Genomic DNA, 11892 nt, shown 5'->3' on the forward strand with positions numbered 1-11892 from the left:
GAGTAGCCGATGGGAGTCTCACCCCTCGGCTACTCGGCGGGGAAGGCCCGCGCTACCTCAGGGGCGTAGGTGCAGCCCAACAACAAATTGCATGTGCATACTCTCGGGGAGTGATCTTGCGACTCGCGGGAACCTCAACATCAATTACTGAGGTTGAACTCGTGATGTCGCTGGGTTGCTCAGGTGGGTCTGATGGTCAGGCCGGTCTCGGCGAGGCAGCCGTCTATGAGGTGGCTGCGGTACTAGATGTGCCGTAGGCCGCGTTGGATGCGCTGGACGAGGTGTTCGGGTGTGCTGAAGGCGACGTTGGAGAGCCAGCCGCGTCGCAGGAGGGACCAGATGCCTTCGACGGGGTTGAGGTCGGGTGCGTAGGGCGGCAGGTAGTAGATGGTGAGCCAGTCCCGGGCTTCGGCGAACTCTCGTAGGTCGGCGGCTTTGTGGACGTTGAGGTTGTCCCAGATGAGCACGATAGGGCCGCCTAGCTGTTGGTGGGCGGCGATCAGCAGGTCGCGGTAGTCGCGCCAGGAGAAGCTCTTGCGGCCGCCGCGTCGGCCGTCGTCCCGGCGTGGCCGGTAGATCAGCCGGGACCGGTGGGCCGGGTTTGTAGCAGGTCAGCGCCGTGATGGATATGCGTCTGCGGGAACGGCCACGGACCCGCACCTCCGGGTCCGTCCGCGCTGTGACCAGGTCTTCGCCTGCGGCGGCGTCATGGAGAATCCGGCGTCGTCCTCGAAGACGAGCCAGGCTCCACGGGCCGCCGCGAGTCTTCCGCGCAGGGCCATACCTCCTTGACCCACCCGGCCACCGCCTCGTCGTCCCGCTCGATGGCGCGTCGGGCCGGGACCTGGCAGGACCAGCCGTTGCGCACCAAGAGCTTGCGCACGCCCTGGACCGTGTAGGTCAGGTGGAAGCGCCGGCCGATCACCGTCTTCACACGGCTCAGGATCCAGCGTTGGTCTTACCAGCCGTGCGCGGCCGGCCCCTTGCCAGCTCCGCCTCCAGCTGGGCGAACTGCTTCTCACTCAGCCTCGGCAACGATGCCGGGCCCCTGTGACCGCAGAGCCCGCGGACCGCCCTCATCCCACATCCGCCGCCACCGCTGCACCGAGCGGACGCTGACCCGCAGGTCCCTGGCGATCACCGAGCTCGCCTCGCCCTGGGCGAGCCTCTCGGCGGCCTTCAGCCGTATCTCCTCGCGGAACTGCTGCCGTTTGGTGGTCAGCCCAGCCCGCCCCTTGTGGATACCGCATGCCCCGGTGATACCGCACGGGCGACGAGCCGTCAGCCCCTACGACTCCACGAGTTCAACCTCAGTAGGTAGCCTGTACTCAGGCCGAGTTGGTGCGGCACGATCGGGACGGCACTGGTCCTACTCCGGAGTGCGCCGCCTATTGTCACCGATCTGCGGCACTGGACCGCCAGGCCCGACGCCAAGGAACTGCGCGTCGAATGCTCCGACATCGAGGCTGCCCTCAGGCGCCGGTAACCGGGGTCAGAAGGCTCGCAGCCTTTCGATGTGGCGTCTTTGCTGTTTGTCGTCCTGTTCGATGTGCACACTGACAAGCACTCTTTGGCCGTCCGGCTTGTAGTAGATGCGGCCAAGTCGCTGGCTTCCCGCGATGCCCATTGCCAACTTCGTCACCTCAAACCAGCCACGCATTCCCTCAAGGCCCTTCCCTACAAGGTGCCCAGAGTCGATCTCAGCAAGTGCTCTCATCGTGGATGCTGGCGAGTCGAGGTTGGCGATCACATCGACTGCATCGAGAACGAACTCGAGGCGGCTGAACGCCTGAGGCAAGAACTCAATGACACCCCCACGCCGAGACCGTTGGGCGGTCGCGGTGCGAAGTCGCTCCGTCTCCAGGGCCTCAAGTTCCGACACTCTCCCAAGGAGTGCGTCTACCTGCGCCGCCAAGTTGTCAGCGCGTGCTCCGCTTTCTGCGGCTTCCGAGTCGGCCGCTCGCACACGCTCCAGCAGCAAGGAGTTCTCGGCAAGAGCGAGTTCTCGAAGTTCCTCGGCGTCAGCGAGGCTTTTCACCAGTTCCGCTGTGTCAGCCATGCCTCCCAGGCCTTGTCGGAGCACGGCGAGTTGCTCGCGCAGATCTGAATGATGGCGTTCTGCCAGGGCAACGGATTCTCGGTATCGATGCTCGCTCGCTTCGGCGTTCGCAAGATCGTGACGGAGCTGCGCGAGCTCACGTTCAGCCGCCTCGCCCTTGCGTGTCGCGACGTACAGCTGGTTGAGCAGCTCCTCGATCCGAGCCTCGGCATCAGCAAGTCGAGCGGTAGTCGGATCCGTGACTGGCACCGCCGGCGCGAGAGGCGACGGCGGTGCGATGACAGCCCCGACGAGCGCAAGTGCTTCGGCCTGGCTGCCCTTGAACCGAAGGCGCGCAAACCAGTCGTAGAAGTTGCCGTCATCTGCTGGACGATGGCTGACGTCCCAGCGCTGGACGTTGAGATCTGCGTCCTCAAGCGCTGACACCAAGCTGCTGGCAACGCGCTCCGGCGCGTTGAAGACGACGTAATGCCCGTACTGGTTGGTTTCGAGGTGCCACTCGACCTCGAAACCACTGGCCGCCTCCAGCGGTTCACCGGCAATGGGAGCGTACGGAACCTCTGCTCCGGCGAACAGGAAACGATCGCAGTCCGCGAGTTCCCAGCTGGATCCGTCCAAGTCGATGAGATCGCCCTGCCGGAGTGGGTAGACGGAGCCCGCATACGCGACGCCCGCATATCCATCGGGCGTCAGACGAATCGGACGGCGGAGTCCAGACTCGACTTCCGTTCCGTGGTCAAGCACTCGCACGAGTGCCTTAGCGCTCGCCATGTCACGCCGATCCGCATCGACATTCCGGGTGCCCCCACTTGCGCTTGCAGACGGCGCACGGCTTGTAGTACAGGTGTTCCCGCACCTGGGCTTCTGTCGCTCCGTCGCGCACGTGCCGGGTGAAGGCCCTTGAATTATGCCGATACAGCACGTCGCCGGGAACGGTCGCATGGTCCTTGTCCCTCGCCACATTCGCACGGACGACCAGTCCCGCCTGTGGCACGACTATGGACTCCTCAGGTGCTTTTGGGTCTGCGGCTGCACCTCCGGGCATAGCCGAAGCCGGGAGGCCAAGACCGAACTCCAGGTCGTAGTACGACGCCGTGACCCGATCACGCTTCTGACTTGATGACGCCTTGACCGACAACACCAAGTCGTCGTCGAGAACGACCTTCAGCTCGAGGCGCTCGTGCAGCGGCGGCGCGGTCTCGTCGACGCCGAGTGTAATCATTCCCAGCGACGTTCGCCGCTCGCTCGCCTGCGGATGTGATGACAACGCGGTCGGAGTAGCGATCGGAAATTTCGCCTTCCCGTCCGTCGGATCCGCGCAATACAGGTGGAGGGTTTCGTGCTTGACCTCTCCACCGGGAGGCATTTCAGTGCCCGCAGCGAGGAGCGGCATCAACGACCCGCGGGCGAGCTCGAGTTCGATGGGCTTTGCCAGTCGGAGCCTTTGCCTGTCATGCGCAATCCACGCAGCTCCTTGTGAGATCAACGTGGCACTGTTCGTCGGCACCTCAACTCGGTCCGGGCCAAACAACTCGTGCAGCCGGCTCCGAATCGCGGGCATGGCCGCCATGCCGCCGACCACTACGACTAGCGAGACCTGGCCGGGCGCCATCGACAGGCTGCCGAGCAGCGACTCGATCTCATCAATGCCTGCCGTCACGAGTGGCCGCGTGATCTCATCCAGCTCCTGACGCGTGAGCTGGTACTGCAACGTGGCACCTGATTGGAAGTAACTTGGCCGGTAGAACGTCACGTCAACGCGGTCAGCCGAGAGCTCTATCTTGTTGCGCTCCGCGTCCTGGAGGAGCCGGAGTTCAGCCTCAGGGATCGCAAGGTCGTCGTCAGTGACACTTCCGCGAGCCCGAGCGCGCTTCACGACCTCGTCGCGAATTACCTTGTCGAACTCGTCGCCGCCGACCTGGGTCGAGCCACCGTTACGAAGTTGTCGAACCTGTTCTTCGTCGACTCGGCAGAGAGTCAGGTCCAGTGTTCCGCCGCCCCAGTCGACAACCAGGACGTTTCGTCGTGCAAGCCGCCGCGCCATCTCTTCTGGGTCGTTTGCTCCCCGGATGAACCCATAGAGGGCGGCGAGCGGCTCGTGGACGAACTGGGCTACACCCATCCCGGCCCCGGCGAACGCCTCTCGCAGCGCCGCGCGTCGGTGCCCATTCATGGTCACGGGGATCGTGACCACAGCGTTGTCGAGGCCGCCGAGCACCTTCCGCTGCGGACTGCGCAGGGACTCCGATCGGACGTGCCGCACGACGTCCGCAACGATGTCCACCGGGCTCCGGTCGACGCCTCCGACGGCGATTACCTCCTCGCCGAGGAGGAACTTTGGCGATTTCACCGTGTTGCCGTGCACCCCAATGCCCGCGGCACCCAACGCGTCCTTGGCCTGGCGGCCGACGACTACCTGCTCACCTTCGTACCGGACGATCGAGGGATGTGGCCGGCCAGTCTCGACGTCCATCACGTCGATCACGCGGTCACCAACTACCACCGAAACCAGGCTGTTGGTCGTTCCGAAGTCAAACCCGACGATCACGCGAAGCCTCCGGACGCGTCCTTCAGCTGCTCGACCTCACGCGTGAGGGCAAGCAGGGAACGGTCGAGGAACTCCTCCGCGACGTTGGGCGCACCGTTCCGGAGTGCGTGCAGACCATCGGTAAGCAGATCGATCTCACCCCCGAGACGCCGGATGATGCGCGTTCGCAGCGTTTCGTAGTCGTCCGCCATATGGCTCTTGTCGACCACTCTGTTATCGCGCTCAGCCGCGAGCTCCTTCTGCAGTCGCACCACGTCGGCAGAAAACGCGTCGGCGCGAGCCATCGCAGATTGCTCACGCTCCTTGACGGTCGAAAGCTCATCGCGGAGCCGAGTCTCGCGATTCCGAGCAGCGCCAGCCTCATGCTCGAGTTGTGTGACCTGCTGATCCAAGCGGGCGACCCGGGCCAGGTAGTTCTCGCTGACAATCCCGAGCACGCCGAGATCGCTGCTTGCCCCTACCTGGCTGGCGGCTCGCTCCAGCCCTGCTGCCTTTGGGGCCTCGTGCCTCCAGACAGAGCCGTACGACTCATCGATGAACTGATCCAGGGTCCACTCACGTTGGAGCGCCCGGAGGAGTCCGTAGCACGCGATCGCATTCTTGACGAGGCGCTCACTGTCTGCGGCCTTGAACTGCTTCGGGGGCAGTCCAAGCTTGTCGGCGTCGACCCGCCGGGCCTCGTCACGCACGTGTTCGGTCGGGAGCTGCGGATCCTTGCGGGGATCGACCAGCTGGTCCACCCAGACCCGGAACACCGGGCTGTGACCCAGTGCGACTACCGCGAGGTCAACGAGCCGGTTCAACGCCCGCGCGAGGTCACCATCCTCGGCACGCTTGAGCGGGACCCCCTGGCGCGCCGCATACTGAAGCAGCTTGAACGGGGTCGACAACGTTGGGTCTGTGGGCGCGAGAGACGCGACCAGCGCACTCTGTGACGTGATGCCTTCGTCGGTAATCGCCAGCTTCTTGAGGTCCTCCTTCGGGAACTCAAGCAGTCGAGCTTTCGATTTGTAGGCGAACGTCAGCAACTCCTCGATCGAGGTAATGATCGGCTTTGGTTTCGTCTTGGCCTTGGCCCGATGCTGCCCCTCCTCCGCAACGGATGCCGCCGGCGCATTGTCAGTAGGCGCGGCCGAGGCGGTGCCGTCGCCGGTAGCGGTAGGCGACGCGGGGTCGCTCAGCCACGACTCCGCGCCGGGCTCTGGGATGGTCTCGTTGCTCAACGTCCTACCTCTTGCAATCGGGTCCGAAATCCTGCGTACCAGGCGCCGGTCTCGTTAGAGTGCCTGAGCGCCTCGCCGTGTCGTGATGCACCATCGATGTCTCCCGCAGCGAGCAGCGCCTCAGCCGCGATGAGGCGGACCTTGAATTGGTCTTGGGGCCGGAGCTCGCCCAGCGAGGGCAGCAGCTGGGTAACCACGGGTGACTGGGGCCCGTCCAAAGCCGTTGCACCGACGTCCAGGAGGTCCTCGGTAACGGAGTCACTCAAGGCCTGATCGAAGCTTCCGTGCGACCGGTCGGCCAGGCTTGTCGTGACGAATGAGCCGCCTGTGAGGATGGATCGGAACCGCGCCGCGACATCGGAGACGCGGTGGCTGTTGGTCTTGCGCACCGCAAGTGCGAACTGGTTGTAGTGCAACGCGACCAAACCGCAGATCGCCTCTGCTGCGGGTCGGTCGAAGGTCGACAGTAGAGAGACAGCGCTGTTGTACCGCTGCTCGTAGAGCGGCGCACCCGACGCATCTACCCGGCCGGAGTCCTCGACCGCCTCACGCGCAAGCACGCCATACAGGTATGTCGCCAGACCTTCGCGGTAACGGCGGGCCGTCACTCCGCGGCCGGCACGCATGATGAAGGTGTCGATTGCGTTGCGACTCAACTCGCGACTGGAGATGAGCTTCTCCAAGGCCTGGTCGACGAGGCAGAGGTCGTCTTCTTCTGCAAGGCAGAAATCGAACTCAAAGGTCCGCTTCAGTGGGCCATTGGAAACAGCCACTGTCTGGACGCCAACCTTCACCGATGCGAGGAAGCCGGCGGCCTCAGATGTCGAGGCTTCGCGGCCGTTGACGGTGATGGATTCGACATCCGATGTCACCCAATCGGCGGAGCTGCTGGAGCTCGTGACCATCAAGCGCGTGCGTCCGCACTCTCGTCCCCTGAAGAGGAGGATCGGCCGCTTGGTCGCATGACCGTCGAAGCGGTGTACTCGGCGGGCGCGCTCGGACGAGAAGACGAGTCCACACTCAGCGCAGGGAAACCGAGGGGGCTTTGGCGGGGCTGGCGGTCCGGCCGATTCGAATCCGGTCGGCTCATGGAACTCCATGTAGCCGGTGTGCCAGAACCCCACGTACCCCTCCTGTCGCTTGCTGATCTGCGTCCCCCTACGCCTTCGGAAGGCTAGTCGGAGCGCAGGGACTTTGCGAGGTCACGGGTTGAGTGAGATCGGCTTGTGATGGGCTGTCCGTGCACAACGGCACCGCCGGCCTCGCCCGCCAGCAGCGAGCGCACCCTCGCCCAGGCGTACGCGGCGCATCCCGAACACTTCGGCCGTGGGCCGCCACCCCGGCAACTGCCCCGGTGCCCGGAAGGCGGGTGAGGGCCCAATTGTGGAGGGTCTCGTCGAGTCGGCGACGGTCGAGCAGGCAGATGACGGGGCGTGCTGGGTGAGCAGGGTCCCGAAGCCGTGCTCGGTCGCGGGGGCGGCGGCAGGCCGGCTGCGACGTCACGGGGTGCTGTGGTCCCCTTCCTCGACGCGCATCTGCGTCAGCAGGAGAACCAGTTCGCCCCTGCGCTCGATTCGCGCACCAACCATCAGAGTGGGGCTCAGGCGCGGATACAGCGCGTCGGGGCGCAGCAGCGCGTCGGTTGCCTTGAACGGCGCCAAGGGGCCGGTTCCGAGTGGAGCGTTGGTGAGGTTGCCGGTCAGCCAGGCGAGGGAGCCGAAGGCGATGTCGGCGCCGAGGACGGCGAGCAGTTGTAGAGGAGCGCTTCCGAGCCGGTGGTGGTCGAGGGCGCGCTGGTACGCGGTGCGGGCATGGCGGGTCCGAAGAGCGGACAAGGCGAGGCGGGGGCGGGGCGCTCTTCGGCTGGTCATTGAGACACTCCTGTTGGGGCAGGGCAAGGCGGTTTGGGGATCAGGCCGAAGCCATCTGGTGCGTGGCGACCTGTGCGGTGGGTCGATGGTGATGGGTGATTCGGATGCTGCGTCGGCGGAGGGCACGGTCCGCTGGACGGCGGCGTGCGGTGGCGCGGGCGGCTCGCTGCCAGCCCGCTTCCGGGAGCTGGTGGGGGCGCGGGCGACGGCCTGCTTGCGCTCCGACCTCCAGCAGTCGGGCCAGGGAGCGCGGGTCGTCGAGGGTGGAGTGGGCGGCAGCACGCCGCTCCGCTAGGGCGGCGGCCTGATCGTGCGCCCCGCAATGCCGCGGCGCCTCCACCAGCTGGGCCACGGGGAGCGGGTCGTCGAGGACCATGTGGGTGGCAGCCCGCTCGGCCAGCGTCATGTCCGGTGCCGCGTTCGCTGCCCCTTGCTGACAGGAGTCTGCGACGCAGGCGTCGAAGAGACCTCCTCGGAGAAGAGGCTTGCTCCCTCTCGCAGCCCATGGATGAATCCCGCGACCGCTGCTCGCTCGCGGGCAGGCATTGCCTCGACCGAAGACAGGATCCATGCGACGTCGGACGACATGGCCTCAGTGTTGGTCCTCGCCGTCGGCTCGGGCGGAACAGGTCGAGCCACGGGTTCCGGGCATGCGAACGTGGCCATCAACTCGAGGGACTTATTCGACTCATCCCCGTCCGAAACCTTTGCCCGCAGTTCGATGATGACCGCTGCGAGGCGCCCGTCGATAGGGTCGCGGAGGCCGATCTCGTGTTTATAGCCAACCTTCCAAGAGTCGCCCAGCAGGCGCTTCAGGATCGTGCAGATCGCCTCGGCGAGGGCGAATAGTTCCAGTGAGGGCTCGTAAAAGTCCTCGTTCGGGGTCCAGGCCCCACGGGCGACGCTACCGGCTTGGTGATGGTCCAACTCTGCCTGAGGACTCGCCTCGAACTCACGCCACCATATGGGGACCGGCAGGTCTTCGGCCCAGATGTCGACCCCGATCATCCCCTGCATCGCCCACCAGAGCTGAAGCAGAGCATCCTCGTCGAGCTCCAAGGCGGCGGCGTAGCCACGGACCATAGCCTCGGTTTTGGGCGGACGGTTGCCGCTCTCGGCCATCGAGACAGCGGCCACGGAGAGTTTGGGATCGAAGTAGCTAGCGACATCGGCTTGGGTCTTCGACCAGTGCTTGCGCGCCGCCTGCAACACGCGACCGAAGGCTACCGCTGAACTGGATCCTGCTTTCACTTCACCGACTCCTCGTGGACCGTGTAGTCTTCATTTCACAACACTAGGAACTCGTGAAATCTACCATGATGCGTCTTCTCGCTCCGCGAGTCAGACGCAGTCACGCCCGCAGGAGAGGAAGTTGCACATGAGCCGCCAGTTCACGATCGACCCCGCCACAGGCGCCCGAGTCATCGCCGACAAGGCCGAGCAGATAGCCCAAGAGCTCCGACGGACAGTGGCTGCGGTCGAGAGGATCGTCGATGACCTCAGGGGCTTCTACGAGGTCGTGTCTCCACTCGTCAAGCGACTCAAGTGAAGCTGGTCCGCCCGGCCCTCCCTCAAGCTCAGGTGTTGGTCACGACGAAGGAGTGAAGTTCCCTCGCTGAGCTGGACGGCCCGACGCTGGGACAGTTGGGTCCCGGGGGCGGCAGTTCCTCCTGCTCGTGCTTCCCGTGCGAGACGCAGACAGAGCGGCGGCAGGGCCTTTGATCGACGACCGCGTCAGGGCGTAAGGCATCCGAGAAATGATTGCGCGTGCATACACGCGGGGAGTGATCTTGCCGCCCGCGGGAACCTCAACATCAATTAGCCCTGTTACGCCAGGGATCTCGTGAACGTCCCACCAGCAGGACCCCAGTTCGCCTGGGGTCCTTTGCTTTTCCCCGAGAGCGTCCCAGGGCCCGGCCGGGCGCGAGGGGGAGCCCTTACTGTGATCGACATGACCTCTCAGCGGCTCGGTGGCCCCTCGCGCACCCGGATGGCCGCCGCCGCGGCGGCGGTCCTGACGGTCGTGGCGGGACTCGGCGTCAGGGCCATGGCGCAGGGCAGTGTCGCGAAGTACGCGGGGGACGCGCTGTACACCGTCCTGATCCTTGCGCTCGTCGTGCTCGTGGCGCCTCGGGCGCGACCCCTCGCGGCCGCCGGGGCGGCGCTGGTGTTCAGTTGGGCGGTCGAGTTCCTGCAACTCACCCCGTTGCCGGCCGAGTTGTCCGGGCGGAGCGTCGTCGCCCGGCTCGTCCTCGGATCCACCTTCAACCCGCCCGACCTTCTCTGGTACGCCGTTGGCGCCGCCCTGGGAGGGCTTGCCCACGCCTCGTTCGCACGCCGCTCAGGCCTGCTGTCGACTCCGGTCTCCGCTCGCATGTAAGCGGGGAAGGCCGGTACCTCGGTATCCGGCCTCGAGACCGGTGAACTCGCCGAGGCAGCCCGTGCTGTCAGGGGAAGTCCGGGCACTCGTTGGCAAAGCGCTGCGATACGGGCTGTCATGCGCCGTGGTCCTCACGATCGTTGATCGCCCGGGCCCAGGCCCGGAGCCGGGGTCGGCACGCGCAGCGGCTTCGCGAGCCCGGGCACCTTCGTGAAGCGTCGGATGCGACGGGCGGAGGCGGCCGCGCCGCCCCGCGAACGGCAGTGTTCAGTCCGCGGCACCGCTGCGGCGGGCGTAGGCGCGGGCGGCACGTACACGGTCTCCGCAGCGGGTGGAGCACCAGTGGCGCCGGCCGTGGGTGCGCAGGAGGAACCGGTCGCAGGGGGCGGAACCGCAGGCCGCGAGGAGGCCTGCGTCCGGTCCGGTGAGCAGGTCCGCGGCGTCGGCGGCCAGCGTCGCGAGCGCGTGGTTGACGGCCTGGTCGGTGGGGTGGGCCTGGACGCGGCGCAGCCCCTGGGCGTCGTCCCAGGTGAGCAGAGGTGCGGTCGGTACGGCGGTCAGGGCCTCGTTCACCGCGCGCAGGGATTCCTCCGGCGGGGTGGCGCCGTCGACCCGCGCGGCGAACAGGGCGCGTACATGTCCGCGCAGGGTGCGCATCCGCTGGGCGCACACCTCGTACAGCCGCACGTCGGGAGTGGTCAGGTCATGGGCGGCGAGCCAGCGCATGGCCGACTTGGGTGCGCCGAGCAGGTCGTAGCTCTGGCCGGCCGGGAGGGTCGCGGTGGTGTCGGCGAAGTCCAGGGAGCGGTACCGGTCGGCGCCGGGGGCCGGGGGCAGGGCGGTCTTCACGATGTCGGTGGCCAGGGTCTCGTCCATATCTCTCATGGTAGCGATTGCCTTTTTCCGTGATGCTTGCTTACTCTGGGCATCACGGAAAAAGTGCAAGCTATCCGTGAGAAACGAGGAGACGGCATGTCCCAGCACGACGCCCAGCAGTTCCCGGTCCGCGTCTTCGGCGGCCCGACCGCCCTGTTCGAGTACGGCGGCCTGCGCTTCCTGACCGACCCGACCTTCGACGGCCCCGGCGACTACCCCTCGGCCGGTGCGACCCTGACCAAGACCGCGCCCTCCACGGCCACGCCCGCCGAGCTCGGCCCCGTCGACGTGGTCCTGCTCTCGCACGACGAGCACGCCGACAACCTCGACACCTCCGGCCGCGCCCTGCTCGCCGACGTCCCGCTCACGCTGACCACCCCCGGCGGCGGGAAGCGTCTGGGGGAGAAGGCCAAGGGCCTGGCCGACTGGGAGTCGATCGAACTGGAGCGTCCGGGCGGCGGCACGATCACCGTCACCGGTGTCCCCGCCGTCCACGGTCCCGGCCCGCGCGAGGAGGTCGAGCCGTTCACCGGTGAGGTCGTCGGCTTCGTCCTGACGGGGGAGGGCCTGCCGACCGTCTATGTCAGCGGGGACAACGCCTCGCTCGACGCGGTGAGGGAGATCGCCGAGCGCTTCGGCCCGGTGGACACCGCCATCCTGTTCGCGGGAGCGCCCCGCTTCCCCATGCTCTTCGACGGCGGGCTGCTCGTCCTGGACAGCGCCCAGGCCGCCGAGGCCGCGCGCATGCTGGGTGCCCGTCGCATCGTCCCCGTCCACCACGACAGCTGGGCCCACTTCACCGAGGGCCGTGACGAGTTGGAGGCCGCCTTCGCCGCCGCCGGCCTGGCCGACCGCCTGGACCAGGGCTGGGTCCGGCGCGCCTGAGCGGAAACCTCCCGTTCAGGAACCACGTCCACACCGGCCGGGGCCCGCCA

The 11892-nt window shown here is 66.6% G+C and carries 11 protein-coding genes and 1 pseudogene; 4 read left to right on the forward strand and 8 right to left on the reverse strand.

Features of this window, described 5'->3' with window-relative positions; translation table 11 throughout:
- Positions 1–242 precede the first annotated feature (242 nt).
- From ACWGH4_RS20575 to ACWGH4_RS20600, 6 genes and pseudogenes are all read right to left on the reverse strand, one after another.
- Positions 243–1250, reverse strand: a pseudogene (locus tag ACWGH4_RS20575) (IS630 family transposase).
- 242 nt (positions 1251–1492) lie between these two features.
- Positions 1493–2830 (reverse strand): hypothetical protein, encoded by a 1338-nt coding sequence (locus ACWGH4_RS20580; RefSeq protein WP_453462808.1) that lies wholly within the window; start codon positions 2828–2830, stop codon positions 1493–1495.
- A gap of 1 nt (position 2831) precedes the next feature.
- A complete protein-coding gene (locus ACWGH4_RS20585) occupies positions 2832–4607 on the reverse strand; it encodes an Hsp70 family protein (RefSeq protein WP_453462811.1) in 1776 nt (591 codons plus the stop codon).
- The gene (locus ACWGH4_RS20590) at positions 4604–5830 is read right to left on the reverse strand and encodes a hypothetical protein (RefSeq protein WP_453462814.1); all 1227 of its coding nucleotides are present in this window, start codon (positions 5828–5830) and stop codon (positions 4604–4606) included. Before ACWGH4_RS20590 ends, ACWGH4_RS20585 begins: the two co-directional genes overlap by 4 nt.
- On the reverse strand, positions 5827–6954 hold the full coding sequence (locus tag ACWGH4_RS20595; protein WP_453462817.1) for a hypothetical protein: 1128 nt from the start codon (positions 6952–6954) through the stop codon (positions 5827–5829). The genes ACWGH4_RS20590 and ACWGH4_RS20595 overlap by 4 nt, the downstream gene beginning before the upstream one ends.
- 375 nt (positions 6955–7329) lie before the next feature.
- Positions 7330–7701 carry a hypothetical protein gene (locus ACWGH4_RS20600; protein ID WP_453462820.1) on the reverse strand — a complete coding sequence of 124 codons (372 nt, stop codon included), beginning with the start codon at positions 7699–7701 and terminating at the stop codon, positions 7330–7332.
- A 91-nt stretch (positions 7702–7792) separates the two neighbouring features.
- Here ACWGH4_RS20600 and ACWGH4_RS20605 point away from each other — a divergent pair, with 91 nt between their 5' ends.
- Entirely contained in the window at positions 7793–7996 is a 204-nt protein-coding gene (locus ACWGH4_RS20605; protein WP_453462823.1) for a hypothetical protein, read from the forward strand.
- A 107-nt stretch (positions 7997–8103) separates the two neighbouring features.
- Here ACWGH4_RS20605 and ACWGH4_RS20610 read toward each other — a convergent pair whose 3' ends face one another.
- Positions 8104–8952, reverse strand: coding sequence for a helix-turn-helix domain-containing protein (locus ACWGH4_RS20610; protein WP_453462826.1), 849 nt, complete (start codon positions 8950–8952; stop codon positions 8104–8106).
- 127 nt (positions 8953–9079) lie between these two features.
- Between ACWGH4_RS20610 and ACWGH4_RS20615 the strand changes: the two genes are divergently transcribed.
- Entirely contained in the window at positions 9080–9250 is a 171-nt protein-coding gene (locus ACWGH4_RS20615) for a hypothetical protein (protein WP_453462828.1), read from the forward strand.
- A gap of 402 nt (positions 9251–9652) precedes the next feature.
- Positions 9653–10081, forward strand: a complete 429-nt coding sequence (locus ACWGH4_RS20620; protein ID WP_453462831.1) for a ribosomal maturation YjgA family protein — start codon at positions 9653–9655, stop codon at positions 10079–10081.
- A 267-nt stretch (positions 10082–10348) separates the two neighbouring features.
- Here the strand turns inward: ACWGH4_RS20620 and ACWGH4_RS20625 are convergent, their stop codons facing one another.
- Positions 10349–10957, reverse strand: a complete 609-nt coding sequence (locus ACWGH4_RS20625) for an ABATE domain-containing protein (RefSeq protein WP_453462834.1) — start codon at positions 10955–10957, stop codon at positions 10349–10351.
- A gap of 96 nt (positions 10958–11053) precedes the next feature.
- On the opposite strand from ACWGH4_RS20625, the gene ACWGH4_RS20630 reads away from it, so the two are divergent.
- Positions 11054–11842, forward strand: a complete 789-nt coding sequence (locus ACWGH4_RS20630; protein WP_453462837.1) for an MBL fold metallo-hydrolase — start codon at positions 11054–11056, stop codon at positions 11840–11842.
- The last annotated feature ends 50 nt before the right edge of the window (positions 11843–11892 follow it).

The sequence above is a fragment of the Streptomyces sp. NPDC054847 genome, from assembly GCF_053610925.1.

Bases quoted from the DNA above. Each gene is read 5' to 3' on its own strand.
- ACWGH4_RS20580 (WP_453462808.1), bottom strand. From the start codon at position 2,830: ATGGCGAGCGCTAAGGCACTCGTGCGAGTGCTTGACCACGGAACGGAA.
- ACWGH4_RS20600 (WP_453462820.1), bottom strand. From the start codon at position 7,701: ATGACCAGCCGAAGAGCGCCCCGCCCCCGCCTCGCCTTGTCCGCTCTT.
- ACWGH4_RS20605 (WP_453462823.1), top strand. From the start codon at position 7,793: ATGGGTGATTCGGATGCTGCGTCGGCGGAGGGCACGGTCCGCTGGACG.
- ACWGH4_RS20615 (WP_453462828.1), top strand. From the start codon at position 9,080: ATGAGCCGCCAGTTCACGATCGACCCCGCCACAGGCGCCCGAGTCATC.
- ACWGH4_RS20620 (WP_453462831.1), top strand. From the start codon at position 9,653: ATGACCTCTCAGCGGCTCGGTGGCCCCTCGCGCACCCGGATGGCCGCC.
- ACWGH4_RS20625 (WP_453462834.1), bottom strand. From the start codon at position 10,957: ATGGACGAGACCCTGGCCACCGACATCGTGAAGACCGCCCTGCCCCCG.
- ACWGH4_RS20630 (WP_453462837.1), top strand. From the start codon at position 11,054: ATGTCCCAGCACGACGCCCAGCAGTTCCCGGTCCGCGTCTTCGGCGGC.